Source organism: Methanococcoides sp. DA23 (genome assembly GCF_057593895.1).
In genome coordinates this window covers 982,439-1,007,758 of sequence record NZ_CM172520.1, presented here as the reverse complement: position 1 = coordinate 1,007,758, position 25,320 = coordinate 982,439, and the positions used below count along the sequence as shown (strand labels likewise).

Genomic DNA, 25,320 nt, shown 5'->3' with positions numbered 1-25,320 from the left:
TGATGCATGATAATGATAATACTCATCTGTCTTTATTATTAGAGAAAGTTACATATACGCACTCCAGCATATAAGTAATTGGATAAGAAGCGATAGTTTTTGATCGATATAGGGAATCTTGAAAGCGCCTGTGTGATTAAATATGAAATTGCAAAAAAATAGCATTGATCTGTCTGGTATGATCATAAAGATCGCGATCGTTGCGATCATAGTAGCAATATGTTCATTTTCAGCATTAGCTTTAGATGAATCATCACCTACTACTGACGCAACCATTTCTACTGATACTAGAAATGGTGGTTTTGGCGAAGGCAGCAGCACCAGCGGTGAGAGATATGAGAATATGCTATCAAAAGCTGTTGCGGCCAGGTATATTGTTAATGATATAGAAAAAACCTTCACGTTCACCGAAGTGATCGATATTACTTACATCAATGTCACAGCAAACTTGACCGTTGGTGATGTCAAAGCAATAGTCGAATCACTAAATACGACCTCAACTCTTGTGTCCAATCCACCGGAAGGAAGAGTATATAAGAATATCAATATATGGTTAGTTGATCACGAATTTGAAAAAAGGATCATTGATTCTTCTATTGGTTTCAGAGTAGAGAAAACATGGCTTAAAGAGAACAATGTACCTGAATTTTCTGTAAGGATGAGCGTATATAAGGGTAGTAGCTGGAATATTCTACCCACCTATAAAATAGGTGAAGATGATAAATATATCTATTACGAAGCTAAATCTTCTGAAATATACTCACCATTTGCAATAGTCGAAACTGTTCAAAAGGAAACGACAGCTACAGATACGAACAACTCTCCTTTAACAGAAAATATTGTTGTTCCTGATACAAACATGCCCTCCCCACCACTTGAGGTTTTAGAAGATGTAGAAAGTACTACCCCAGTTGCTAAGACCGAATCAAAAGGTTCACCTGTGAAATTCCTTCTATTTGCAATACCATTACTTACTATAATTTCAGTCTCCTATGTTGCAGCTAAAAGAGGCCATCACATAGGAGCAAAAGAAAAAATATCAACCATCCTCGAAGAAATGAAACCCGAAAAGATCAATGATACAGGCACTGTTAACGATAATCCCAGTATTTCGAGTAGATCTTCAGAAGAAACAGTTTCTGAAACGGCCATTCCTAAAGTAGAGATAACAAGATCTGATGTTTCAGCAAAAATAAAGGAATTGGAAGAATCCGGCATTCTTTCGAATGTGAACAAGAAATATCTGAAATAATTAAATAACCAAAAAAAGTTGAAATGGGAAAGAAATCCCACCCAACATCTTTTTTAGAATTGAGTTTAGAAACCTGATTCCGAAGCTTTTGAATAAATAAGGTTCTCGATGCGCTTTCTATCAGAAATATCACAGAAAGTTATCAGTATTCCCATAACGTTATTATTCTCTCCTTTTATCGGAGATCCTATAATATCAACAGGAACTCTTGTATCATCCTTTGTAACAAGGAGGGTCTGATTTGCAAGTCCATAGAACATACCTTCGCGGATCACCTTCTCCACAGGATCATCTACAGTAGCACCGGGTTCTTCACTTTCGACACAGAAAACATCATTAAGCGGTTTGCCAAGGACATCTATCTGTTTACTGCCGAGAAGAGCTTCTGCAAAAGGATTGATGAATTTTATCAAGCCATCTTTATCAGTTGCGATCATAGCATCTCCAGTGTTGTTCAAGATAGCAGTAAGCCATTTCTGGCTTTCTTTAAGCTTACTTTCCATCTTATGCTTATAAAGTGCGATCTCTATGTTCGTGCGAAGCTCACTTTCCTCAAATGGTTTGAGTATGTATCCAAAAGGCTCAGTTAACTTTGCCCTTTGCATGATACTATCATCAGCATAAGCTGTGATATAGACTACAGGTATGTCATATTTTAGATGGACCTGATTAGCAGCTTCCACCCCATCCATACCATCCTTTAACATGATATCCATCAAAACAAGATCAGGATAGACCTGCTCTGAATCAGCCAGTATTTGAAGAGCTTCGTTTCCACTGTATGCTGGAACTATATCATAGTCGTACGATAGATATGCAGTAAGTAATTCGACATTATCGGGTTCATCGTCGACTACGAGTATTTTTATTCTGTCATTCTCAGCCATATTACCACCTAAAGAGCAGAACATCTGGTCTTGTTACTTCAATATTGGTCATATTGTTCCTACCAAAGTATATAAATTACTGGGTAGATGAAATTAAAGATATCACTTTATTATTGCAATGAGTGATATATAATAATTCCTATAGTAGTTGATTTTTTCTTTGATCACCTATTTCAGCCTACAATGCTCATCTCCGAGATTCTCAAAGATGGCACTACAGTCCCACCCACTTTGCGGACATCACTGCCTGCACCCGTGATCTTGTTCAGCATTTCGAAGATATTGCCCGATAACATCAGGGACTTTATCGGTTTATCGAGCTGCCCATCCTTGATAGTAAATGCATTTCTGGCCTCGACCGAGAAATCCCCAGAAATTGCATTTGCCGTATGTGCCCCGATGACCGTATTAATGAACACACCCTCATCGGTATCTGCGATCACATCACTTGAAGGATATTCCACGATCATGTTTCTGGGACCTACCGAAGGAGACGATACATAAGAATGCCTCATGCCGTTTCCTGTGCTGGAGGTATTGTCTTTTCCTGCTGTGTAATTATCATAGAGGAACGACTTGAATATACCATTTTCAATTATCAGTGTCCTCTGAGATGGTGTTCCTTCTTCATCGGATATGGAGGTCTCGATTCCACCCTCAAACAATCCATCATCAATGATGTTCAGGTCCGGTGTAGCAATAATCTCTCCTTTCTTGCCTATGAGTGAAGAGCGTTCTTTTTGCATATTATCCGCATCTATGGATGGTTCGAATGTGTTCTCAAAAATATCGGAGAACGCAAACGGATGCAGAATGACGTTCGTCTTCTTCGGCTCTATGGAAATGCCTTCCTGTGACCTGATGGCAAGACTTGAAGCACTTGCACCTATGCCAAAAACATCGATATCAAGTGATCTCGAAACTTCAAAATCATAAGCTGTTGAGATATCCCCTTTAGTAGTGATGACATCCACAAAACCGGAAACCCCGGTACCTTCATCAATGATCTCCACACCATTTGTATTCATGATGAGGTGCTTATTGAATGATGTTGAAAAGCTTCCAGATGTAGTATTGACATCAGGTACCGATAGTGCACCCTCGATCATCTTTCCTGTAAGACCTATACACTCGTCCAGTCCGATCTCACTTATTCTTTTATCGTATGTACCTGAGACCTCAGGATATTTCGCATTCGATGGAAGTGATGTCCATTCCGGATCACTTTCCCTCACTTTTGCAGAGGAAACAGAGATGTTCACTACATCCTCGATACGACTCACGTTGTTCGTACTTGCAAAACCAACCGCACCGTTGATTATGGAACGGATGCCAATACCCTGGCTGACATTCTCTTTTGCCGATTCGATGGTATTCTTCCTGATATCTGCGGAAATTGAGTGATTATAGGAAACATATACCTCTGCTTCATCAGCACCCAGTTTTTCAGCAAGCTCAATAGCTTTCTGTGCATGTTCGAACATATCAGACTCCTCCTACCAATGCCTTTGAAATGGATATATGTGGAGAACCATCAGATACCGGTGCAAGCTGACCGCTCTTACCACATCTTCCAGAGTGCATCTTGAGATCATTACCGACCAATGTAACATTGTTCAATATCTCAAGTGTCTTGCCTGAAAGGGATACATCGCGGAGCAAACTTGTGACTTCCCCATTCTCAATAAGATAACCTTTCTCGGCATTGAACTGGAAGATACCCTCTCCAGTATTCACCTGACCGCCTCTTGAGCCTTTTAAGTACATCCCATTGCCAATTTCCTCAAGCATCTCATCAAAATTCGAATCGCCATTATCAATGTAAGTATTGCTCATTCTAACGACAGGGTCAGAATAACCCTGGGCTCTACTGTTTCCCGGAGTTCCACCAAGGACCTGTGCAGTTTCCCTTGAGTGCAAATATGAATTGAGTACCCCCTCCTTTATTATTGTGGTCTTTGAAGCCATGACACCTTCGGAATCAAAGGGATAGTATCCATATTCATGTAATGTAGGATCATCAATGATATTGACCAAAGGGGATGCTATCTGTTCACCCAAACGGTCTGCGAGAATGGAACTTCCTTCGAGCACAAGATCTGCCTCAGATGCATGACCTACTGCCTCATGTGCGAACACACCTGCAAGTTCGGGGTCAAGTATGACCGGTAATGTGCCTCCCTTTGCCTGTTCTGCACCAAGCAGCTCAACTGCTGTCTCTCCGGCAGACCTTGCAAGGGCAAGAGCATCGTTCTGTTCAAAAAGTTCAAAACCACATACACCAAAACGACTTTCCCTTCCAACCTGATACGAACCATTCTCAGTAGCAACAGCGCTTATGGCAAATCCGGTTCGGATAAGACTGTATTCACAATCCACACCTTCGGAACTGATGTAATGAACCTTTACGGAAGCTTCGGAATATACTGCTGAAGTACTGCTGACACCATCCATCTTTGCATGGTCTTCAATGTCCTTCAATAACTGTACCTTTTCCTCTATAGGAACATCTGCGGGATCGATCTTTGCAGTGGGTATGTTCTTTATAGCAGGCTTTTCCACGGGCTTAAGATGTACTTCATCCTTTGGAGAGATACTATTCATCTGTGATGCAAGCTCTGAAGCGGAATCAATTGCCGCTTTCAGATCGAACTCGCCTTCTGCGGTAGTAAAACCCCATGACCCACCACATAAGGCACGAGCACCACACCCTTTGCTGTAATTGACCGAGATCTCCTCGATATTGCCATTGTCAAGAATGATCGATGTGGATGTTGCATCGATCATTCTGACATCGTAAAACCCAACTTCAGACATCGTCACTACCTGCGACCTTCTTGCCCCTTACTGCAAGATCGATCTTTTTGTTGCTCATGTTCTTGAGCTTTTCAACAATGCCGGCTTTATCCTCACCCACAAGACTGTGTTCGATGACCTCTGCTATTGTTGTAACTGGGATTATCTCGACCTTGTCCTTGTAGTAATCCTCGATAAGAACATCCGCCTCATTGGACTTGGGTATGATCACTTTCTTGATACCTGCCTGAGCTGCTGCCTCTATCTTGTAGGTAGCCCCACCGATAGGGAGTACATCTCCCCTTACAGATAGTGAACCTGTCATAGCAACGGTCTGGTCGATAGGAATGTTCTCCAGTGCAGATATAACGGCAGTTGCAATGGATATCGATGCACTGTCACCCTCCACACCTTCGTATGTTCCTATGAACTGTATGTGGATATCATGGTTGGAAATGTCCTCACCAGTCACTTTCTTGATAACAGCTGATACGTTCTGGACAGCTTCCTTTGCAATATCCTTCAACATACCTGTTGCGATCACATGCCCTCCGGCGGAAGATTGTGTTGGTGTCACTTCAGCCATGATAGGAAGGACGATACCGGAATCACCACCCATGACAGCAAGACCATTGACCCGTCCAACAGCAGCGCCCAGCTTGCCAAAAAGCTGGTAATCCTTACGCCTTTCGAGATAACTGTCTGCAAGCTGCTGTTCGATGGAACGTGCTATCTTCTTTGCTGCGAGAACATGTGTTGCAGTAGTGATCTCTGCATTCTCGGAATGGGCAATGTCCCCAGCTACCCTTACAAGGCCACCAAGGTCACGGAACTTCAGAGTAAGATGACCTTTCCTGCCTGCCCTTCTTCTAGATTCCCTGATAACCTCGTTCACTGCACTCTTATCAAATGGTGGGATGTGGCCATCACGTACGACCTCCTGTGCCACAAAGCGAACGAGTGACTTACGGTTCTCAAGTGTGTCTTCCATGGAATCACGCATGAACACCTCATATCCATATCCCTTTATACGTGAGCGAAGTGCAGGATGCATTTTCTCCACTGCATCAAGATTACCTGCTGCTATCATGATAAAATCACATGGCACAGGTTCGGTCTTTACCAGAGCACCTGAACTGCGTTCAGACTGCCCGGTGATAGCATACTCCTTCTCCTGCAATGCGGTTAGAAGGCTCTGCTGGGATTCAAGTTTCAGGGTATTGATCTCATCGATGAAGAGAACTCCCTTATGGGATTTGTGAATGTCACCGCTCTCAACCCTGTCATGTGCAGGTGTTTCAAGACCACCTGACTGGAACGGGTCGTGCCTTACATCACCGAGAAGTGCACCTGCGTGTGTTCCGGTCGCATCGATGTATGGAGCCTGATCCTTCTGATAATTGGAAACAATGAGCTTTGGTATCATGAGCTCTTCTTTTGGCATGAACTGGCGCGTCAGCATAAGTATCATGATAGCGGCGATGATACCCCAAAGCAACTGGCCTACGTAGAACGAGTACATGACGATGCCTAACACAAGGAACATCATCATCATATTACGTGACTGAGCCTTTTTGCGAGCCTCCATCTTGTGGGCCAGGACGATCTCCCTTCCCTTTCCGGCAGGTACTTCCCTTATCTTTGGGTTGTTGTTATCCTCCAGATTGGGGTATGTCATTATATCTTCAAGCTCTTCCTTTGGTAAAAGTTCGGCCATTGCTTTTGCAAGCATTGATTTACCGGTACCTGGGGTGCCTATCATCATGACATGGCGTCTCTGGCTGGCTGCCTTTTTCACAACTTCGACAGCATGCTCCTGCCCGATGACCTGATCTATCATAAGTTCAGGTACATCTATTGAACTTGTAGTGTTAAAATCATCACCGAAAAGTTCGGTTTCTTCCGTAGCAGTCATTTCGTCTTCCATGGTTTACTCACATTTAAACAGTATGATATGAAGTCTTTACATGAATTATGATATAGAGTGATATTTTAGAGAATTTTATTTAATACTATACTAGAGGCATTCAACTAAATATATTTAACTCTTTTTGGGTACCCGATACATGCTATTCATTACTTTAAACATATATATTAATGAAAAGATACATATCGGAATTGCATAGGAATTTGTTAATAAAGAAGAGATCAAACGTAGTTATTGGATAATATGGGGAGACCACCTAAACATTAGGGCCCATAAAGAAAAAAAGTCAGTTTGAAATGGATGGAAAAAGCTATTTCATTTTCCACCACATTCATTTCATTTAAGAAGATCCAGTATCCTTATAGCAAGTTTTGCAGCATTGGCACCGTTATCGATACCTACGCTTGCTACAGGAACTCCAGGTGGCATCTGAACGATGGATAAGAGTGCATCAAGCCCGCCAAGTTTTGCACTGACAGGCACACCAATAACAGGTTTCATGGTCTTAGAGGCAATGACACCAGGAAGTGCTGCAGAAAGGCCTGCGATCGCAATGAAGACATTTGCATCGCTCTTAGCAATATATTCTTCAAGTTTTTCAGGGTCACGGTGTGCTGAGATCACTTCCACTTCAAAGGAGTAATCGGTATCCTCAAGTACAGACGTGACTCGGGTCGCTATTGCATGATCAGATTCAGATCCCATTAATATTGAAATATCTACCATTTTTTATCTCCTTCAGGGAAGATTTCCTTCTCCACTAAGCTCATGTTGGCGCTCAATGCTCATTCTGATAAGGATCTCGAATATTTCTTTCACTGCACCGGAATCAAGGTTCCTTTCGGTTGCTGCATTTGTGGCCCTTTCGAGTACCACATGGTTCTGCGTGCCATCATTGATGGACATATGCTCTTTCTTTTTTATATCAAGAACATCAGTCGCACAATCGATACGCTCTTCTATAAGTTTTATGATCTCGTAGTCGATCTGTTCGATCTTATTGCGGACTTCTTCTATTGCGGTCATGGTTTCCACTGCAAATTAAGGTTTAGTTAATCCATCATTATTAATCTTGGTATTTATCACTTTTCCGCTCGTTCCAAGATCTTCCCATACTTTCTTCAGAGTACCCGCCATCTTCCGCTCAACAAGAGCAGAATATGCAGGGCCGGTCCCGGATAAACTGACCCCCTTAACTCCGCATTTCAATGCTTCCATCATGATATCAGTGCTAAAACCAAGAGCACCGCAATAAAGGAAACCGTTAAGCGTCATGGCCTTTTCATATTCCCCATCAAGTGCGAGATCATATGCCATATCCACCCAGGGAGCCAGCAGTTCAGAATTATGCACATTCGTCTGTGAACTGAATGACTGCCTGTCCGGTGCAAAGATGACCACATCCATCTCCTTTTCAGTGCGTTTGACCAGCTCGTTCGTCCGGTTGTCCGTCACAACGATCCCACCAAAGAATGAGGCACATGCATCATCAAAGGCCCCGGTTATAGTAACACCGGCATCCTTTGCAGCCCTCACGCCCATTTTAACCGCATCCATCGGTTCAAGGGTCTCACCAAGGGCATCCAGCGTGGCCAGAATAGTAGCATTGGCAGCAGCACTGCTGCTTTTCAAGCCGCTTGCAAGGGGTACTTCGCTCCTTGTAACAACGGTTCCACCCATTTCAATACCAAAGTGCTCGAGGACAAGCTCCATGGACCTTTCAATAAGCGTAGTGTCCCCCTGAGGCACACCCTCAATAGTGCCGATAAAAGAAGAACTCCCCTTTGTCAGTTCAACATCAGCAAATGTTTTCAGGTCAACTCCAAAGGCCGCCCCTTTCCAGGTAGCGATGGCGTTTATGACCGTTCCGGCACCTAGTGCATAAGCTTGTCCTGTAAGTATCATATCAAATTCCCGGTAGTATATATGGGAATTTGATATTTAAGAATTGACTTACCTTTTAAGTTCAGCAATGCCCAAAAATGCATATCTTGTTTCCAGAGGGATACCAGTGTTCATCGGATTGATCACCCTCTTGCTTACCTCGATCTTTATGTCCCCGTCATCAAGCTGGGCATCTTTCATGTACTGCATGACAATATCATTACCATGCTTTTCCGCAAATTGGACAGCTTCATCATAGTTTTGCATCTCGTGCTTGCCCTGTGGCGAAAATACGCTTATCGAAGTAGGTTTCAGATTATATTTCGATTCACCGAATGTGACCCTGATAAGGATCTCGATCCTCTTCACACCTTTTCCTGCAAGCGCACCCACAGCATTACCGACCTCTGCATACTCAGGTAGAAGGATATTCGCATCAACGAACTTCTTGATATCTTCAGTATATGCACGGACAGGGCCACCAAGCAACACCACAGGCACATCTGTCTTGAAGCCTGCGAGATAATCACCATCAAGACCTTTTTCAATTTCAGCAGGAGCTACGTTTTCCATCAAGTAGGAAAGCAGGTTCAAGGCCATGTTCTTTGCAACCTTCTTCTTGACATCCATACACAGGTCCTTCACTTCCATGTCAGCGAAGATGCACATCTGCTCGGCACCCAGAATAGCTGCTTCAGTACTCCATTCATCATAGATCCCAAGAGCATGTAATGCATCGGTTGGAGTGAATCCTATGGCCTGGACAAGCCTCTTCTGAATGAGACTGTCAAGAAGCATAGGAGAAGGCATTTTCCTGCTTTCCCAATATATGTCAGCCACATGGACAGGCTCATTACCGATCCTGTTAAGAAGTTCTTCTTCCCTCTGTGTGAGCTCAATAGGTTTCTGTTCTGTTCTGATGAAGAACTTGGTAGGCTGAAGGTTTTCTCCAAGCTGATTGCGTGTAATGGATTGTCCATGCTTTAACTTCTTTATGATCTGCGGATGCGTTGAAGCAGCAACACAAAGCGGGACCACCCTTCTTGGCCCTATGCTTATCACATGATTACGCACCCAGACATGGCTGTCGCCACCCATTGCCGAAGTTTCCATTTTTATGGCTTCGACCTTGGTCTGCCATCCACCGACAACAGCACCTGTATCGGATATCTGTGGTAAGCCGTCAACGATCAATGAAACATCAGTACTGGTACCACCCACATCTATGACAACACAGCTCTGCTCCTTCGATAGATAGGCAGCACCAAGAAGACTTGCAGCAGGTCCAGTGAAAATAGACTCGATCGGGTGTTTGAGAGCTTCCGACATACCCACAATGGAACCATCACATTTTAGCATCATGATCTTGGCATCGATACCACGACGTTCTATTTCAGAGACAACGGTGTTCATGAACTGGTTGGTGATAGGAAGTAACTGCGCGTTCAGGAATGCAGTGATCCCCCTATCATAAGCACCGAGTGATTGGGAAAGCTCGTGACCGCAAATGACAGGCATTCCGGTGAGCTCTGTGATGACCTCTTTTACCTTTAGCTCATGTTCCGGATTCCTTACACTGAAATATGAGGATACTGCAAAAGCAGAGACCTTCGCTCTTACACTTTCAACGAACTCCTTCACTGAAGCAATATCGAGTTCTGCAGTCTCATTTCCGCCGGAACTGTGGCCGCCATCTACTGAAATTGAATATTTTATGGCGGAATTTTTAGGGATGTCAGCATTGCCAACAAGTATCAGGCCTACGGGATAACCGGTTTTTTCAAGAATGGTATTTGTTGCAAGGGTTGTGGAAACTGAAACGAGATTTACCTGTTGCAATATTTCCTGATCGACCCCGTCGAGTGCATTCTGTATCCCCACAAGCAGGTCCGGATAGGTCGTACGTGCTTTTTTGACTCCGACTACGCTTCCGTCCTCATCGTTGATAAGAACGGCATCTGTATAAGTTCCTCCTGCATCAATACCAAGGCTATATTTCATGATAAACTTCCTTTATGAGTAAATTTTGATATTCTGGATAGTTGATATCCAATTCTATTGAACGATGATGTTATGATGGCTTTTTTATGAAATAGCCGTCATGAATGCTTAGTATGCCTTTAGGATTAAAGTAGATGTATATGAACATTAGGATTTTGTTCTGCAATGCAGGAAGTGCATTGGACATTTATAGCCAATGCATCATCCAGGTCCAAAGGTCCTGCATCCCATGAGAACGAACAAATACTAAATGTCCGGTCTTAAAATTAGATATTGACCTCTCTTTTCGGAGTGCCGATACCCACAAAGACGAGCTTCGTCTCGATTGGCAAGCTGTCACCATGCATGGAAATGTCATTCCTCGTAACTTCAATACGTACATCGCCTGCATTAAGCCCTGCTTCACCCATGTAACTGAGTACAAGTTTCCTACCCAGAGCATCGGCATATTCGAGGGCTTCAGGATGGGTCATGAAGACCTTTCTCTCACCTGGTGCGAACATCGTTATGTTCGCTTTGGTCCTCTTCCTTACGTTCTTGATAAGGATCTCTATGCGCTTGATACCCTTGCCCACAAGAGCACCCACAGCATTTCCGACCTCGGAATGTTCCGGCAAGACGATCTCAGCATCGATGATCTCTCTGACATCATCCACATATGCCCTTACAGGCCCTCCCAGAAGCACTACTGGGACATCGAGCTTGAACTTTGTGTGATAATTTCCTTCAATGACCTTCCTTATCTCATCAGGATGGACATTTTCAAGCAGATAGGACATCAGGTAGATGACCATGTTCTTTGAGACTTCCTTCTTTACCGTCTGGCAAAATTCTATTTTGCCTTGATGGGTCATTCTCCCAAGTGTCTTGGCAGCAATATTGGAAGCTTCAGAATTCCATTCTGTATAGTCACCAAGAACGTGCAGTGCATCGGTTGGTGTGAATCCGATCCCCTGTATGAGTCGCTTTTGTATCAATATATCAAGAAATACCGGTGATGGAAGTCTGTCTATGAAAATCTCATTGATGGATATCGGTGTGTCCTCAATTTTGTCAAATATCTCTTTTTCAGAAGGACTTAGTTCGTTCTGCGGTTCCCTTCCTGAACGGATAAAGTATTTAGTAGGCTGGATATTTTCACTTAAGAGCATCCTTGAGGGTATCCTTGCCATTTTCAGCTTATCGATGAGCTCGGGGTATTTTGAAGCAGCAACACACAAAGGAATTACCCTTCTTGGACCGATGTTCGGACGCTGGTTCTTTATCCATATATGGCTGTCACCACCCATGGCCGATGTCTCCATGCGGATCGCCTTGACCTTCGTCTGCCAGCCTCCAACTATGGCACCCTCATCACAGAGTTCAGGAAGTTCGTTGCTTATCATTGAAACATCTGTGCTCGTGCCACCTACATCGATCACGGCACAGGTTTTCGAATCACTCAGATAAGCTGCACCTACAAGACTTGCAGCAGGTCCGGAAAAGATGGATTCAATAGGTTTTTCCTTAGCTTCATCGATTCCCACAACGGAACCATCACATTTGAGCATAAGGACCCTTGCTTCTATCTGCCTTCTCCCCAGCTCATTGATAATTGTCTCGATAAAGTGGTCTGTTATGGGGATGAGCTGGGCATTGAGGTATGCTGTTATTCCACGATTATAAGCACCCAGGTCCTGAGATAGTTCATGTCCGCAAACTACAGGAAGACCTGTGAGGTCCTTTATCATTTCCTTTATCTGAAGTTCATGATCAGGATTACGGATACTAAAATAGGATGAGACTGCAAAGGCTGATACCTTGTCTTTGTTCTGAAGGACATAGTCTTTGACACCATCAATGTCCAGTGGCCTTGTTTCTTCACCATTCGGACCGTGACCACCTTCAACAATAAAATAGTTATTTATTGAGTGAGTCTCAGGGATTAGATAATCACCTGCCATGATAAGTGCAACAGGATATCCGGTGCTTTCAAGGATAGTGTTGGTCGAGAGAGTAGTTGATACGGAGACGAGTTTGACATCTCCCAGATATGACTGGTCGAGACCGTCAAGGGAGTTCTTTATACCTTCAAGAAGGTCGGGGTAGGTAGTAAGTGCTTTATTTGAATCAACTATTTCACCGTCAGAGTCCCTGATTATAACCGAGTCAGTATATGTACCACCGGCATCAATGCCCATGCTGTATTGCATTTTTATCACTCCTTTGTTGCAACTCTTAAGAATCGTAATTCATAGATCAGATAGAAAGGTCAATTATGTATTTCCTTCTTCCTAAGATAAATGAGCAGGGCTTCTATATAAGAGTTGTGTGATGTTTATGCAAAACCTATTCGCTAAGTTTAAAGCTTCTCTGAAGCTTTTAAAGTACCTTTTAGGACCATAAGTTCTTCAAAAAAACAATCCCGGTCAATGTTACAGATCTCGACTTCCAGTCCCTGCTTCTTCATACGCATTTTTACTTCATCCATGCCGGTAAGGGACGATATCAATATAAGGACAATTCCTTCATCACTTAAGTATGGAGTCACTTCTTCAAGGAATCGGTTAACTGCTTCGCGACCGTCGATACCACCGTCGAAGGCATAGTTCAGCCATCCAGGGATCTTTTCATCTTCTGCTGTAGGAAGATATGGAGGATTAAAAAGAATGAGATCGAACTTTGCCCCTGATCCGAAACATCCGAACATGTCTGCCCTGATGACCCCGACACCATTGCGTTTGGCGCATTCGGCTGCAAAAGGACTTATTTCAGTGGCGACGAGGTCTATATCCACATTGGTTTGAAGGACCGCCGAGACAAAACCGGTGCCTGCACCGACCTCGAGTACGCTCATTCCGACCCGTGCCACATCTATTGCAACATCTGCAAGCAAGTATGAATCTTCGGCAGGATCGTAGACATTCTCATCGAGTTCGATGTCTGCATCCCTATATTTTATTGTGACCATGCTCTTAGGAAGTAGCTTTCATTTTGAAGATCTGGTTAGCGATCTCCGCCAGTTCGTGCGGTTCAAGGTTTTCGGCTCTCCTGGACATGAACTCTTCAGGTAGTTCGGCTACGATCTGCTTGATATTTGGAACATTTAACAGATGATTGCCTTTTATAATGGCATTCCTGAGCTTTTTCCTCCGCTGGAGGAATACTGCCGTTACCAGATCAAGGAAGAATTGAGGGTTTTCAACGTGGAAAGAAGACGGCCTTGGAACTACCTTCACAACGGCGGACCAGACTTCCGGAGGCGGTGAGAATGCAGATGGAGGTATCTTCATGATAATATCTGCATCGGCAAAATAATGCGTGTTCACTGAAAGTCTGCTATAGTCTTCAGTATTTGCTTTAGCCACCATACGCTGTGCAAATTCGTACTGATACATCAGTATCCCCAATTCGAACTCGTGCTTAAAGAGCTTGAAAGTTATAGGAGATGATATAGAATAGGGAAGATTTGCAACAACCTTATTGAATTTTGGAAGATCTACTTTTAGGACATCACCAGGGATTATCTCTAATTTCTCATTATCAGAAAAGCGGTCTTTGAGGACATGCACAAGTGCAGGATCAAGTTCAATGACATAGACCTTACCCGCTTTTTCAAGAAGGCGTTCAGTAAGATTTCCAATGCCCCCACCGATCTCCAGTACGACATCCTTTTCAGAAAGCTCCGCTTGATCTACAATGGAATCAAGTGATCGTTCATCGATCAAAAAATGTTGATCATGGCATCCACCACGGATGCCATATTTTTGTAATATTTTTCGTACCAAGTCAATGACACCTTATTATCAGTCACGCTTCTGCTGCTGCATTGCTGTTGTAAAGAGCCTGTATTTGATGTTATCATCCTTAAGCTCTTCAAGTATGCGGTTTACGATGATCTTTTGCGGAATGTGCACTCCACCGACACGATCATGGAGATCCTGCAGATCCTTGAACTCACCTTTCTTACGTTCATCGATTATAGCCCACATCAGCTTCTTTCCGATACCTGGCAAAAGCTCAAGCATGTGCAGCCTTGTTGTTATTGGATGTGCATCGTTGAAGAATTTAACGAATTTCTCTTCCTGGTCTTTGACACAGATCTCAAGAACAAAAGGTAGCTCGAGCTGTGCTCCATGGCTCAGATCATCAAAGTGGATCCTGTGTTTAACGTGATCAATGACATCCCGATCCCCATCGCCGACATAGACCTTGGATTGGATCTCAGGACTTGCTCCTTCCTTAGGAACCAGTTCCATAAGAACGAAGTGTTTGTCACCAATTGCCTGTACGAGAGGTTTCTTTTGATATGCTGGACGTTTGTCAGTATTACTTCCGTACGGAAGGTAGTCAAGAACCCATGCGTACTCCTCTTTCTCAGGCGGCGTGCCCCTCTTTCTCATAGATATCCTCCAGTATGTTATGGATTAATGTTGAAAACTTACTGTTTCCACTAAAAAAAGTAAAGTATGAGATATAAATTTATTCCATTGCCTCGAGCACAAGAGCCAATATCGCGTCCAGCTCTTCTTCGGTCAACGTGAATCTTTCTTTTGCATAGACTGTCCTGAGCTCATCTCTTGTCAGAGGTGCAATATCAGCAATGTGTATTGCGATCTCAGGCTTCATCTTCTCCATCTCAAGGAGCTTGTTAACAAGTTCTCTGGATCGGCTTGCATCCATCTTTGCAAACATGTCCGCATGATTGATAGCTTTGCGAAGTTCATATCCAAGCTCTTCTTCACGTGCCACACGCTCTTCCATTATGTTGTTAAGTATTTCCTTGACCTCAGGAACGGTCAATAATTCTTCACTCTGAATGTGTTTGACTATCATTAAAATACACTCTTTGGAATTAGATATGTTTAACGTTTTTGTACCTGCTAAAATAATAGCAGATGCTATCTGTCAGATGGACTTCCGCACAGATATAACTATCGACAATAAAAGGTCACGCCCAGGCTATTACTAGCCTGGATGTTGAATTTAGTATTTCTGTGGTTTCAAGTGCTGTGACAGGGAGATGACCTCTTTCTTAGAGTTTCCATCTGTTACCTGTAAAAGATAAGCCCTACCGCGCTTTCCAAGTACCTTACCGGTCTTGCCCTGGAACTTTGGGTTTGGCATTCCCTTCTGCACGCTTGGATCGATATCGATGTGGACCATCTGGCCGTCTTCGAAATCCTGAATTGCCTTGCTTATAGGAGAGAGTCCTCGTTCCCTTACTGTCTTCTTCAATTTGTACCTAGTACAGCTACGTTCACCGTGTGATGTTGGCATTGTTTTCCTCCGTTATTTCAGGTCGTTTATAGACCTGTATTTGATAAATATGATATATAGGCGACTTATATGTCGACCCCGACAACATCCAGCTCTGTAACAAAGGCCTGCGAACCGATAAGCCCTGTAAGGCTTGGTATGGTCCTTCCTTCGTCACTGGATATCAGTTCCTTTACATACAGGCCACCTTCACAATGAACTTCGATCATTGCGTAGTCATCTGTTAATTCGTTAAGCTTCATGTCGTGAACAGTTCGCTTACGAACCAGATCGGCCCTTCTGTGTGAGACACGCTGTGGTGTTCTCTGTTGGATCTGCGCACCAATAAGCTCATTGATTGCAGCCCTGAGTTTATCCTCTGGAATTTGCTCTTTGAATGTAACTTTAAGTTTATAAACTTTATCCGCCTTTACGGTCTTAAGGTTCTCAACAGTACTCTTTGGAGTGAATGTTAACCCTTCTACCTCGATCTTCCCACCTGCACGCTCATTGATCTCTTTTTCAACCTTTGCAAGATCGCATGTGCGCAGCATAGGTTCAACCGCTTCGACCACGAATGGTCTACCTGATCCAAGCATCAGAGCATCGATATCCTCACGTCCTGCCCCATGGAACTTCGTGTCCTTTGACTTAAGGGCTTCCACGACAGGGTCCTTGATAAGTTCGTCAACGGACTCAGGATATTGCTTTCCGGTGAAATTACAGGTCTCACAGCCCCTTCCTCTGCATGCTCTGCATGGCCAGCGCGTCTGTGGGATGGTACGCACCATTTTCCGGTACCTTCCGAGAATATAGACCGAACGTACCTGCAGATGAACTTTCTCTTCGGCAAGATCTAGAGTTACAAGAATGTCCGGATTTTCGAGTTCGACCTCTTTGCCGGTCCTTTCTGCAATGAGCTTGCCGACCTCACGGTTCATCTCGGATTTGAACTGTTCCGCATAGGTGGTCCCTGATTCGGTCCAGATGATCTCCTCGTTCTCGCTCAAAAGACCGCTCATCTTTGTCCCCACAAGGAAAGTGGAATACTCATATTCCTTCAATGCAGTCTCTGCTCTTTCTGCCCATGTGTCAAGCTTTTCGAAAAGACCAAGACAAACCCAGCATTTTTCGTCCTCGCCTTTAAGTCTGAGGGATTTGCGTGCATTGACACTTGAAGCGCTCAGGTCCTCTAGGACCTCCTTGTCGCCTTCGTCCTTGTTAATGCGGTCCCCTTCCATAGCAAGGGCAAGCTTGATAGCACTCCCTCTTTTGTCATTGGTAAGTCCGGTAGAGAGTTTTGCGAACTGTCTTCCCATACAATGGTCACATATCGGTCCTTCACGGACGATCTTTTTTGCAATATCGAGCACGTTCAACTGATCACTTCCTTCTTCCTGTTTTACTGGGATCTACCTGACAAATTCCGGTCTATCTCGTTATTGATAAGTATGATACAATGGTCTGCATGTAGCGGTATCGGACCAAGAGATATGGTCTTAGCTCCATGTTCTTCTATTAAATGCTCTTCCTCTTCGGTAACTCCCATATGGTCGCCAAGAATGAAAACAGCATTGTTCGTAAGGTCGGAAAGCTCGCGGATATCCTCGCCATCTTCATGAAGATAAATGAGCCTGCGTCCTTCCTCTTTGAACTCATGAAGCAATGTCTCAAGGGTACCGCTTCTGATGAACACACCCGGTGTTGAGCGTGTCTCATATTCTCCGGCAGTCTTCTGTAATGCCTTCTTGATAAGTGAGCCGGCACTCCTTTCATCCGGATTGAGATATCGGACATGCTCACTGTCAAAACGTATGATCTTTCCAGGCTCCGGTTCTCCAAGAAGTACCAGATGTACCTGAACATCCCGCCTAAGATCATGTGAAAGGAACAGGCATGAATTGATGCACCTGCAAAGGATATCCATGCGTCCTGCTGAACCAGGGAGGTCATTCAGGGAAAAGTCACCTGTTGTCAAAGCCTTATGAGCAATTATCACAAAATCTCGCATTTTCTTCAGTATCCTATCTTGTTTTTTGGTGATTACCATGTGTTATTAGATTAAATGCACCCTTGGATAACACAAAGCCTTTTTCATTTAGTTAATTTGTACTGTGGAATGGTTGATAATAAAGAATATAGAATAAAAACATATCTACTCTGATCAAGATTGCATGCTGACAATTAACATGGATTGAAAGCTTTCAGCAGGGTCAACAAAAAAAAGGGAGGGAATTCATCTTACCCTGTAAACGATACCTCTGAAAAGGCGACCGAGTATGTCAGAACCTGTTATGACTCTTTTTTCAGGATCATTGTCATTCCAGTAAAGTATCAGGTCATTATCTATAACATCATCTTCAGAGTCTACAGGATAAACCTTCAGTTTGTGAATTACATCCCCGATCTTTACATTAGGACTCTTTACGATCAGAGGAATATGGCAATATCTTTGTGGATGGAAATCATTTTTTTTGTAAATAGCATCCCTTATGAAAGAGGTAGAATCTATCGCTACAACCGGATACCTGTTCTTATCGACCACTATTATCCATTTTTTAGCTGGAAATGCGATCTTATGAAGCAATATCTCAAAATCCGAAGTTCCGACTTCAGGAAAGACCGGCAGGTTGTTAATTGTATCAAGTTCTATTATGGTCTTCTCGACTATAAGCGAACCTTCCTGTTTGATGTTAAGATCATCCAGTGACAGGAAATTAATAGCGCCAAGTCCTTCCATTTTATCAATATCGCTTGCATCTGACTTTATATGTTTATGAAGCATTATCCTCAGGGATGTTTCTTTGAAATAATCAATTTTCTCTTTACCAAGCCATCTGTCAAGGACCATTGCAGAAGGTTTTGTAACAGGATACAACAGCATTATGTACAATTTTACAAGAGGTGTTAAGGAAGCACCCATCTTTAGGGCATTTCTTGTGAAATATGCCTGAGGCATTATCTCTCCAAAGCAGGTGATGAACACTGTCGAGAATATGAACGCAGAGCTACCGACCATAACAGAATCCGTTAAAAGAGTAAGCAGTACATTGACACACACATTACCCCACAATAAGGTCGAAAGTAGCAAATGCGGATTATGCCTTAGTTTTAAGACCTTCTGTGCATCGATGTTGTTAGATTCGGCTTCGATCTCAAGCCTTAGACGGCTCAGGCCAAAAAGGCCAATTGTCAAACCAGAAAATATTCCGGATTGGACCAGACAAAGAGCGATAAGTATCCAGATGATGATATCATTCATGATTTATTGACCCACTCAAAGTAAGACAAATTGTTAAACAATAATACGGGGGCACAAAATAAAACTATTTCTACGTAAATGGGATCTTTAATGCCCCAGTAGATGATCATGTTGGATAATTGTGTTTGCTGACCGATTTTAAACTATAATTTTGACCATACTTAGTACTACATTCAAAGCATTATACCAAGGGATGTTCCTTGCTTCTTATCTCATCAGTCAGAGGGTCAAGTTCATCCTGATCGGTTTCGATGTGATTGAAGACCTCCTCTGCCTCCGAAAATTTGGCTATATTGAATATAGCTTCACCTTCATGTACAAGTGGTAAGTTCGTTTTTCCAATGACTATACCAAATGCTGAGCTCAGTACTTTCGTTTCACACTCACCTAATGGATCATTTACATAGGCCAATATATCATCTTTTTGAACCAGAGTGCCCAAAGGAACAATTGAACGCAATATTCCGCTTTCCGGAGCTCGAACCCATTGTGTCGAACTGGAAATAAGGGTATCGTACTCTTTTTTCTTTCTGCTTTTTAATCTCATGCCTAAATGCGACATGACCCCAAGGACACCCCTTACGCCTGCCCGAATAGCAACTTCATTAAATCGCAGTGCTTCACCTGCTTCATACAATAGGACTGGGATATTATGCTCACGGACTGCTTCACGTAATGAACCATCGCGCAGTTCAGAATTTATTATGACCGGCACACTAAAAGCACGGGCAATAGCTTCTGTTTCGGCATCCCCTCTCAAACAGGCGCGGATCTGAGGTAGATTTTCCCGGGCAACAGCTCCTGTATGAAGATCTATCACATGAGTGCAATGGCTTATTATCTCCGTCATCAGGATGTTTGCCAAACGGGATGCCATCGACCCTGTTTTTGAACCAGGGAATGATCGGTTCAGATCACGTCTGTCGGGCAAATAGCGGGACTGTGAGACAAAACCGAACACATTTACAAGTGGAATGGCAATAAGTGTACCTTTTAGGTTATTGATCGTTTTATGTGCAAGGACGCGGCGAATGATCTCCACCCCATTGATCTCATCCCCATGGATCGCAGCACAGATGAGCAGGCAAGGTCCTGGTTTGCTTCCATGTACAATATGAACTGGCATTGATGCTGATGTATGGGTATAAAAGCTGGGAATAGGTACTTCTATAGATCTCCTTGTTCCCGGCTGGATGGTTATGCCTGCGATAGTAATGGGAGATTGCATAGATCAGCCTTTTCCACGAGTTTTTGTCTTACCGGCTTTACTGGTCTTCTCAATATATTCAATGATCATACCTGCAACATCCTTCCCGGTCGCTTTTTCGATCCCATCCAGGCCAGGGCTTGAGTTAACTTCCATTACCACAGGTCCGTGATTGGAGCGTAAAAGATCAACACCTGCAACATTGAGCCCCATTATCTTTGCAGCACGTACAGCTGTCGAGCGTTCTTCAGGTGTGATCCTGATGACCTCTGCAGAGCCTCCCCTGTGCAGGTTCGACCGGAATTCGCCTTTTGGTGCCTGCCTTTTCATGGATGCCACCACTTTACCGCCGATAACAAAACAACGAATATCAGCCCCATTCGCTTCCTTGATGTATTCCTGGACAAGAATGTTTGCTTTTACGCCCATGAACCCTTCTATCACACTTTCTGCAGCCTTTTGTGTTTCAGCCAGTACTACACCAATACCCTGCGTACCCTCAAGGAGTTTAACAACAAGGGGAGCGCCACCGACCATCTTGATCACATCTTTAATGTCATCAGGCTTGCTTGCATATCCTGTCACAGGCATACCTATGCCCTTGCGGGAAAGTAACTGTAAAGAGCGAAGTTTGTCCCGGGAACGGGTAATTGCAACCGATTCGTTCAAAGGGAAAACACCCATCATTTCAAATTGTCGCAAGACAGAAGCACCATAGAATGTCACAGATGCACCAATGCGAGGAATGACCACATCAAAACCATCAAGCTCCTCGCCTTTATAGTGAATTGAAGGCTTGTGAGAAGTAATGTTCATGTAAGCTCTCAATACGTCTATTACTTGAACTTCATGCCCTCTTTCTTCGGCTGCTTCAATTAAGCGACGAGATGAGTACAGCTTTCTATTTCTTGATAATAAAGCAATTTTCATTTGTTAACCTCATGTTTCAGACCGTATAGTGAGTTTGCATCAAGTTTTCCATTTATGTATGATGCACCTGGATCATACTATTGTTCTATTTTTCATTGCGCTACGACCCAATAACATCCTGAAACGCATTGTATCACGGTCTGTAAGTGTTAATTCAATTGGATATCGTTCAGATGCGATCACGACATCTGTTTCGATAACATAACGAGTCTCCTTGTGACCACCAGAATCAGTTACCTGGCGTCGGTTCTTTAGAGGTGTTATGCATTCTCTCTGGAAATCCTGATCTCTTTGTATTGGATGGACCATAAATCTAACCATTTCAACACCATTTTCCCTGAAAACCTCTACATTAAAAGCATGTAGTGCTGATGTCTTGGCTCCGGTATCCACCTTGGCTTTGATGGCATGTATGCCCAGATCAGGCAAAGCAACCCATCCCTCCAGCCAAGTATCAATTTCTGATCTTCTTTATTCATAGGACTCTTCAAAGTAGATGATCTTGGTTTTGATCGATTTATAAATAAAAATTTCTATGAAAATTTATTCACAATGAAAAAAACCTGTTCATTTTGCATAAGTGAGAGATGAAAGTCTCAATGTCGCACACAATTCAGTACAACACCAAGTATCATTCTATCATATATATCCACTTTTTTATAAGTAGTAAGAACTTAAAATTGAAAAATAACTTTATAGTATAAATTAAATTTGGTGGGATGAAAAGAACTATGTGCCCTTCATTCCTAAATTCAAAAAATATAGTCGGAACAGGTTTTCACTGCCCGACTACTTCCCCTTTAACAAAAAGCATCCTATCGCCGTTCTCCCCGATACCGAGAACAAGCTGATCATTTTCCATTGAGACGGTCGTTACATTGCTCAACAGGGAAAGATATTGGCTATCCAGTGAGTCGGGGCCACAGTATGCGAGCGTTATTGGACCTGGTGCTAAGGTGAGCTCATCTCCTTCCAGAGTATAGCCACCACTTCCAATGTTGCAGTCTGCTTTAATGGAGTATGTTCCATCCGGTTTCAATGTAAGTGTGTAGTTTTCCTTATCAGGAACTACGGACTGGCTGGATGGAAGTGTTTCGGTCAATCCTGACCATTGCCATTCGATGTCGATGATCTCGTCAATGGATACAACAGTTCATTCACCCTGGTCAACCTCAATAATGTCGTTCTCATTATCAATTTCAGTACAACCCACTGCTATAAAGGTACAGGTGAGTACGGCAAAGATAATGAGAATGGATAATAATTTTTGTGTATTCATGATATGATAACCTCCTGGTTCTCTAAATGTAAATACATCAAGTTACTATTTATAGGTTATTTAAGCTACAGTTCAGTTTGAAGTCTTCCGGCACTGTTATTGAAATCGATCCGATTATTATTGGGAACCTATGAAAAGTGTATATCCATATTAATAGCAAATTTCCATCCATCGATATCTTATGAATTTGAAAAAATATCACTAAATTTCGGTATGCCTGAACTGTAACACTTGTATGATACCTACAATACGTTTATGTGCTGTCAAATGCAATATTTCTGCATGTGGGACTTTCCGTATTGAGGACACTGTCCCATAGAGGAGTAATAAAAATGGCAGATGATATTGATTATAAGATCCACGGGAATGAAATGCAGCTTGTTGAGATAGAGCTTGACCAGGGTGAGACCGTAAGGGCTGAAGCAGGTGCAATGATGTTCATGGGAGATGGCATCAAAATGGAAACATCCACAGGCGGAGGGTTACTTAAAGGTCTGAAGCGTGCATTCTCAGGAGAGAGCTTTTTTATAACTTCTTTTACCCAGAACGGAAAAAGCAAGGGAACAGTTGCCTTTGGAGCACCATATCCCGGAAAGATCATACCCATAGACCTTGCATCAGAAGGTGGCAGTTTCCTCTGCCAGAAAGATTCATTCCTCTGTGCCGCTGACGGTGTAGATATTACGATCGCATTCTCGAAGAAGATAGGTGCAGGCCTTTTCGGTGGAGAAGGTTTCATCCTCCAGAGACTCAAAGGCAACGGTCTTGCATTTGTACATGCAGGCGGAACGATAATCAAGAAAGACCTTGCCCCGGGAGAAACACTTAGGGTAGATACAGGTTGTCTGGTGGCCTTCTCAGAGAGCGTTAACTACGACATACAGTTCGTAGGTGGTTTCAAGAATGCACTCTTTGGTGGCGAAGGTGTCGTTCTGGCAACGGTCTCAGGACCAGGTACGGTATATCTTCAGAGCCTGCCGTTCTCACGCCTTGCTGACAGGATAGCAGCAGCCATCGGACCCATTGGTTCGAACAGAGGCGAAAAAGGCGGTATTTCCGGCATAGGTGAAAGTTCACTGGGTGGCATTCTCGGTGGCGACAGGAACTTCTAAAGCTTTACATGAGGTGAAATAAATGAAAATACTTGCAATTGCTGATATTCATGGTAATTTTTCCCATCTGGAAGATATCAAAGAAAAAGCCGGTGAGATCGATGTAGTGGTCATAAGCGGAGATATTACGAACTTTGGCCCTTCCAGCGAAGTTGAAAAACTCAATGATGTTTTTGATGTGCCGGTCTTTGCAGTTCCCGGAAATTGCGATCAAAAGGACATCCTCGAAGTCCTCGATGATTCGGGAATAGTGAACTTGCACAAGGCTACCGAAAGAATAGGAGAGTTCGCTTTCGTAGGAATAGGAGGTTCCAGTCCAACCCCATTCAATACCCCGTTCGAACTTGAGGAACAGGAGATCGAGGATGCCCTCGAGCCCATGTTCAATGCCTGTGAGAGGGATTGTAAGGGCAATATAGTAATGTTGTCACATGCGCCCCCTAAAGGACTTCTGGACTCTATCTCCGGAGACAATGTGGGCAGTGAAGCAATTGCCAAGTTCATTGACCGCTCAAAGCTGGTGATCTGTGCGCATATCCACGAAGCAAGGGGATTTGCCCGATCAGGAGATACGTTCCTTGTGAATCCCGGCATGGCAGCAGATGGATATGCGGCTCTCATCGAGCTTGAGCAGGATAATGTGAGTGTGTCCTTTATTGAGGTCTAAAAACAGGGCATCTCATAAAGTTCGAAATAGAACACATTCCCGGACTAGTTTTCAGAGCTCAACTGTCATGAGGTCGGAAGCAATATGCACTTCCCCCTCGAACTTTTCTTTTATATATGTGAGAGCTTCCTCTTCGTGCCCCTGCATGTGGGGATAAAGATGTGTCAGATACACCCCTGAGATGCCGGACCCTTCGAGATATGGTCGCAGCATGTCAGGTGTGGCGTGATTGGTCATAGGGAAATCAAGCGGGAACGAACATTCATGGATAAGCATATCGGCACCTTGTGCCAGCTCCATGATACTATCACACGGTTCAGTATCCCCTGAATAGACAACGACCTTACCATCGTATTCTACCCGATACCCAAGCGAAGGCACGCTGTGTATCCCATTGCCACACTGGATACTGCACCCATCTGCAAGCTCAAATCCATCACCTGCCGCAACTTCCCGAACCTCGACATCGACCTTCTCTATCATATACGGATAGATATCCATGAGCCGCTCTAACCATTCCTGTGTCCCAACGGGACCATAGATGACCGCATCCAGCTTCTCGCAGAGCCAGTTGGCCTTGAGCAGACACATGACATCCGCCACATGATCAAGGTGCAGATGGGAAAGCACAATTGTGTCGATCTCCGTATGCAATACCCCGCTTTCGAATATCCGATTAAGAATACCACCCCCGCAGTCGAAAAGTACCTTCTTTTTCCCGAACTCGATCAGTACACCTGACTGGACCCTGTCCTTCTGGGGTATCGCCACACCTGTTCCAAGAAATGTTATCTTCATGTTCCAGTAGAATAAGGCTTAAGTAACTTAACTTTAATTATGGGGTGACCAAAAGCGTAAGGCAGCCGTTCTAATTCTCA

The 25,320-nt window shown here is 43.5% G+C and carries 26 protein-coding genes and 1 pseudogene; 4 read left to right on the top strand and 23 right to left on the bottom strand.

Annotated features, from left to right (window positions below; translation table 11 throughout):
• Positions 1 to 142: 142 nt before the first annotated feature.
• The gene (locus tag AC20MK_RS05020) at positions 143 to 1,252 is read left to right on the top strand and encodes a PGF-pre-PGF domain-containing protein (RefSeq protein ID WP_487356884.1); all 1,110 of its coding nucleotides are present in this window, start codon (positions 143 to 145) and stop codon (positions 1,250 to 1,252) included.
• A 65-nt stretch (positions 1,253 to 1,317) separates the two neighbouring features.
• On the opposite strand, the gene AC20MK_RS05015 is transcribed toward AC20MK_RS05020, so the two are convergent.
• The 7 genes from AC20MK_RS05015 to AC20MK_RS04985 form a co-directional block, all read right to left on the bottom strand.
• Positions 1,318 to 2,139 (bottom strand): response regulator, encoded by an 822-nt coding sequence (locus tag AC20MK_RS05015; protein ID WP_487356883.1) that lies wholly within the window; start codon positions 2,137 to 2,139, stop codon positions 1,318 to 1,320.
• A gap of 173 nt (positions 2,140 to 2,312) precedes the next feature.
• Entirely contained in the window at positions 2,313 to 3,623 is a 1,311-nt protein-coding gene (locus AC20MK_RS05010) for a TldD/PmbA family protein (RefSeq protein ID WP_487356882.1), read from the bottom strand.
• Between the two features lies 1 nt (position 3,624).
• Entirely contained in the window at positions 3,625 to 4,956 is a 1,332-nt protein-coding gene (locus AC20MK_RS05005) for a TldD/PmbA family protein (protein WP_487356881.1), read from the bottom strand.
• Positions 4,949 to 6,862: an ATP-dependent protease LonB gene (gene lonB / locus AC20MK_RS05000; RefSeq protein WP_487356880.1), complete on the bottom strand. Its 1,914-nt coding sequence runs from the start codon at positions 6,860 to 6,862 to the stop codon at positions 4,949 to 4,951. The genes AC20MK_RS05005 and lonB overlap by 8 nt, the downstream gene beginning before the upstream one ends.
• Before the next feature lie 336 nt (positions 6,863 to 7,198).
• The gene (gene purE / locus AC20MK_RS04995) at positions 7,199 to 7,588 is read right to left on the bottom strand and encodes a 5-(carboxyamino)imidazole ribonucleotide mutase (RefSeq protein WP_487356879.1); all 390 of its coding nucleotides are present in this window, start codon (positions 7,586 to 7,588) and stop codon (positions 7,199 to 7,201) included.
• Between the two features lie 12 nt (positions 7,589 to 7,600).
• Positions 7,601 to 7,888: a chorismate mutase gene (locus AC20MK_RS04990; RefSeq protein ID WP_487356878.1), complete on the bottom strand. Its 288-nt coding sequence runs from the start codon at positions 7,886 to 7,888 to the stop codon at positions 7,601 to 7,603.
• Between the two features lie 15 nt (positions 7,889 to 7,903).
• Positions 7,904 to 8,767 (bottom strand): shikimate kinase, encoded by an 864-nt coding sequence (locus AC20MK_RS04985; RefSeq protein ID WP_487356877.1) that lies wholly within the window; start codon positions 8,765 to 8,767, stop codon positions 7,904 to 7,906.
• Positions 8,768 to 8,834: 67 nt separating this feature from the next.
• On the opposite strand from AC20MK_RS04985, the gene AC20MK_RS04980 reads away from it, so the two are divergent.
• The gene (locus AC20MK_RS04980) at positions 8,835 to 9,005 is read left to right on the top strand and encodes a hypothetical protein (protein ID WP_487357065.1); all 171 of its coding nucleotides are present in this window, start codon (positions 8,835 to 8,837) and stop codon (positions 9,003 to 9,005) included.
• 794 nt (positions 9,006 to 9,799) lie between these two features.
• Here AC20MK_RS04980 and AC20MK_RS04975 read toward each other — a convergent pair.
• The 15 genes and pseudogenes from AC20MK_RS04975 to AC20MK_RS04905 form a co-directional block, all read right to left on the bottom strand.
• Positions 9,800 to 10,747, bottom strand: a pseudogene (locus tag AC20MK_RS04975) (hydantoinase/oxoprolinase N-terminal domain-containing protein); the annotation flags it as partial.
• A 266-nt stretch (positions 10,748 to 11,013) separates the two neighbouring features.
• The gene (locus AC20MK_RS04970) at positions 11,014 to 12,939 is read right to left on the bottom strand and encodes a hydantoinase/oxoprolinase N-terminal domain-containing protein (protein WP_487356876.1); all 1,926 of its coding nucleotides are present in this window, start codon (positions 12,937 to 12,939) and stop codon (positions 11,014 to 11,016) included.
• Between the two features lie 149 nt (positions 12,940 to 13,088).
• Positions 13,089 to 13,697 carry a HemK2/MTQ2 family protein methyltransferase gene (locus tag AC20MK_RS04965; protein WP_487356875.1) on the bottom strand — a complete coding sequence of 203 codons (609 nt, stop codon included), beginning with the start codon at positions 13,695 to 13,697 and terminating at the stop codon, positions 13,089 to 13,091.
• A 4-nt stretch (positions 13,698 to 13,701) separates the two neighbouring features.
• Positions 13,702 to 14,514, bottom strand: a complete 813-nt coding sequence (gene rsmA / locus AC20MK_RS04960) for a 16S rRNA (adenine(1518)-N(6)/adenine(1519)-N(6))-dimethyltransferase RsmA (RefSeq protein WP_487356874.1) — start codon at positions 14,512 to 14,514, stop codon at positions 13,702 to 13,704.
• 18 nt (positions 14,515 to 14,532) lie between these two features.
• Positions 14,533 to 15,129, bottom strand: a complete 597-nt coding sequence (locus tag AC20MK_RS04955) for a DUF655 domain-containing protein (RefSeq protein WP_487356873.1) — start codon at positions 15,127 to 15,129, stop codon at positions 14,533 to 14,535.
• Between the two features lie 79 nt (positions 15,130 to 15,208).
• On the bottom strand, positions 15,209 to 15,562 hold the full coding sequence (locus AC20MK_RS04950) for an RNA polymerase Rpb4 family protein (RefSeq protein ID WP_487356872.1): 354 nt from the start codon (positions 15,560 to 15,562) through the stop codon (positions 15,209 to 15,211).
• A gap of 150 nt (positions 15,563 to 15,712) precedes the next feature.
• Positions 15,713 to 16,006 (bottom strand): 50S ribosomal protein L21e, encoded by a 294-nt coding sequence (locus tag AC20MK_RS04945; RefSeq protein ID WP_487356871.1) that lies wholly within the window; start codon positions 16,004 to 16,006, stop codon positions 15,713 to 15,715.
• 65 nt (positions 16,007 to 16,071) lie between these two features.
• Positions 16,072 to 17,364, bottom strand: a complete 1,293-nt coding sequence (locus AC20MK_RS04940; RefSeq protein ID WP_487356870.1) for a tRNA pseudouridine(54/55) synthase Pus10 — start codon at positions 17,362 to 17,364, stop codon at positions 16,072 to 16,074.
• 23 nt (positions 17,365 to 17,387) lie between these two features.
• Positions 17,388 to 17,996 carry a tRNA (pseudouridine(54)-N(1))-methyltransferase TrmY gene (trmY, locus tag AC20MK_RS04935; protein WP_487357064.1) on the bottom strand — a complete coding sequence of 203 codons (609 nt, stop codon included), beginning with the start codon at positions 17,994 to 17,996 and terminating at the stop codon, positions 17,388 to 17,390.
• 225 nt (positions 17,997 to 18,221) lie between these two features.
• Positions 18,222 to 19,247: a DUF21 domain-containing protein gene (locus AC20MK_RS04930; RefSeq protein WP_487356869.1), complete on the bottom strand. Its 1,026-nt coding sequence runs from the start codon at positions 19,245 to 19,247 to the stop codon at positions 18,222 to 18,224.
• 181 nt (positions 19,248 to 19,428) lie between these two features.
• Positions 19,429 to 20,475, bottom strand: a complete 1,047-nt coding sequence (locus AC20MK_RS04925; RefSeq protein ID WP_487356868.1) for a succinylglutamate desuccinylase/aspartoacylase family protein — start codon at positions 20,473 to 20,475, stop codon at positions 19,429 to 19,431.
• Positions 20,476 to 20,478: 3 nt separating this feature from the next.
• Positions 20,479 to 21,384 (bottom strand): 30S ribosomal protein S6--L-glutamate ligase, encoded by a 906-nt coding sequence (rimK, locus tag AC20MK_RS04920; RefSeq protein WP_487356867.1) that lies wholly within the window; start codon positions 21,382 to 21,384, stop codon positions 20,479 to 20,481.
• A gap of 72 nt (positions 21,385 to 21,456) precedes the next feature.
• Positions 21,457 to 21,813, bottom strand: a complete 357-nt coding sequence (locus tag AC20MK_RS04915; RefSeq protein ID WP_487356866.1) for an ATP-dependent zinc protease family protein — start codon at positions 21,811 to 21,813, stop codon at positions 21,457 to 21,459.
• Between the two features lie 349 nt (positions 21,814 to 22,162).
• On the bottom strand, positions 22,163 to 22,486 hold the full coding sequence (locus AC20MK_RS04910) for an META domain-containing protein (protein ID WP_487356865.1): 324 nt from the start codon (positions 22,484 to 22,486) through the stop codon (positions 22,163 to 22,165).
• A gap of 51 nt (positions 22,487 to 22,537) precedes the next feature.
• Positions 22,538 to 22,663, bottom strand: coding sequence for a hypothetical protein (locus AC20MK_RS04905; protein ID WP_487356864.1), 126 nt, complete (start codon positions 22,661 to 22,663; stop codon positions 22,538 to 22,540).
• A gap of 332 nt (positions 22,664 to 22,995) precedes the next feature.
• On the opposite strand from AC20MK_RS04905, the gene AC20MK_RS04900 reads away from it, so the two are divergent.
• Together AC20MK_RS04900 and AC20MK_RS04895 are read left to right on the top strand one after the other, a co-directional pair.
• Positions 22,996 to 23,775, top strand: a complete 780-nt coding sequence (locus tag AC20MK_RS04900; RefSeq protein WP_487356863.1) for a TIGR00266 family protein — start codon at positions 22,996 to 22,998, stop codon at positions 23,773 to 23,775.
• Between the two features lie 22 nt (positions 23,776 to 23,797).
• Positions 23,798 to 24,442, top strand: a complete 645-nt coding sequence (locus AC20MK_RS04895) for a metallophosphoesterase (RefSeq protein ID WP_487356862.1) — start codon at positions 23,798 to 23,800, stop codon at positions 24,440 to 24,442.
• A gap of 51 nt (positions 24,443 to 24,493) precedes the next feature.
• On the opposite strand, the gene AC20MK_RS04890 is transcribed toward AC20MK_RS04895, so the two are convergent.
• Positions 24,494 to 25,240 carry an MBL fold metallo-hydrolase gene (locus AC20MK_RS04890; protein WP_487356861.1) on the bottom strand — a complete coding sequence of 249 codons (747 nt, stop codon included), beginning with the start codon at positions 25,238 to 25,240 and terminating at the stop codon, positions 24,494 to 24,496.
• Positions 25,241 to 25,320 lie beyond the last annotated feature (80 nt).

Bases quoted from the DNA above. Each gene is read 5' to 3' on its own strand.
- AC20MK_RS04955 (WP_487356873.1), bottom strand. From the start codon at position 15,129: ATGAGAAAGAGGGGCACGCCGCCTGAGAAAGAGGAGTACGCATGGGTT.
- AC20MK_RS04980 (WP_487357065.1), top strand. From the start codon at position 8,835: ATGCCCAAAAATGCATATCTTGTTTCCAGAGGGATACCAGTGTTCATC.
- AC20MK_RS05020 (WP_487356884.1), top strand. From the start codon at position 143: ATGAAATTGCAAAAAAATAGCATTGATCTGTCTGGTATGATCATAAAG.
- AC20MK_RS04970 (WP_487356876.1), bottom strand. From the start codon at position 12,939: ATGCAATACAGCATGGGCATTGATGCCGGTGGTACATATACTGACTCG.
- AC20MK_RS04905 (WP_487356864.1), bottom strand. From the start codon at position 22,663: ATGAATACACAAAAATTATTATCCATTCTCATTATCTTTGCCGTACTC.
- lonB (WP_487356880.1), bottom strand. From the start codon at position 6,862: ATGGAAGACGAAATGACTGCTACGGAAGAAACCGAACTTTTCGGTGAT.
- AC20MK_RS04990 (WP_487356878.1), bottom strand. From the start codon at position 7,888: ATGACCGCAATAGAAGAAGTCCGCAATAAGATCGAACAGATCGACTAC.
- AC20MK_RS04985 (WP_487356877.1), bottom strand. From the start codon at position 8,767: ATGATACTTACAGGACAAGCTTATGCACTAGGTGCCGGAACGGTCATA.
- AC20MK_RS04965 (WP_487356875.1), bottom strand. From the start codon at position 13,697: ATGGTCACAATAAAATATAGGGATGCAGACATCGAACTCGATGAGAAT.
- trmY (WP_487357064.1), bottom strand. From the start codon at position 17,996: ATGCGAGATTTTGTGATAATTGCTCATAAGGCTTTGACAACAGGTGAC.
- AC20MK_RS05010 (WP_487356882.1), bottom strand. From the start codon at position 3,623: ATGTTCGAACATGCACAGAAAGCTATTGAGCTTGCTGAAAAACTGGGT.
- AC20MK_RS04890 (WP_487356861.1), bottom strand. From the start codon at position 25,240: ATGAAGATAACATTTCTTGGAACAGGTGTGGCGATACCCCAGAAGGAC.
- AC20MK_RS05005 (WP_487356881.1), bottom strand. From the start codon at position 4,956: ATGTCTGAAGTTGGGTTTTACGATGTCAGAATGATCGATGCAACATCC.
- AC20MK_RS04895 (WP_487356862.1), top strand. From the start codon at position 23,798: ATGAAAATACTTGCAATTGCTGATATTCATGGTAATTTTTCCCATCTG.
- AC20MK_RS04945 (WP_487356871.1), bottom strand. From the start codon at position 16,006: ATGCCAACATCACACGGTGAACGTAGCTGTACTAGGTACAAATTGAAG.
- AC20MK_RS04950 (WP_487356872.1), bottom strand. From the start codon at position 15,562: ATGATAGTCAAACACATTCAGAGTGAAGAATTATTGACCGTTCCTGAG.
- AC20MK_RS04930 (WP_487356869.1), bottom strand. From the start codon at position 19,247: ATGAATGATATCATCATCTGGATACTTATCGCTCTTTGTCTGGTCCAA.
- rimK (WP_487356867.1), bottom strand. From the start codon at position 21,384: ATGAAAATTGCTTTATTATCAAGAAATAGAAAGCTGTACTCATCTCGT.
- purE (WP_487356879.1), bottom strand. From the start codon at position 7,588: ATGGTAGATATTTCAATATTAATGGGATCTGAATCTGATCATGCAATA.
- AC20MK_RS04925 (WP_487356868.1), bottom strand. From the start codon at position 20,475: ATGCAATCTCCCATTACTATCGCAGGCATAACCATCCAGCCGGGAACA.
- AC20MK_RS04900 (WP_487356863.1), top strand. From the start codon at position 22,996: ATGGCAGATGATATTGATTATAAGATCCACGGGAATGAAATGCAGCTT.
- AC20MK_RS05015 (WP_487356883.1), bottom strand. From the start codon at position 2,139: ATGGCTGAGAATGACAGAATAAAAATACTCGTAGTCGACGATGAACCC.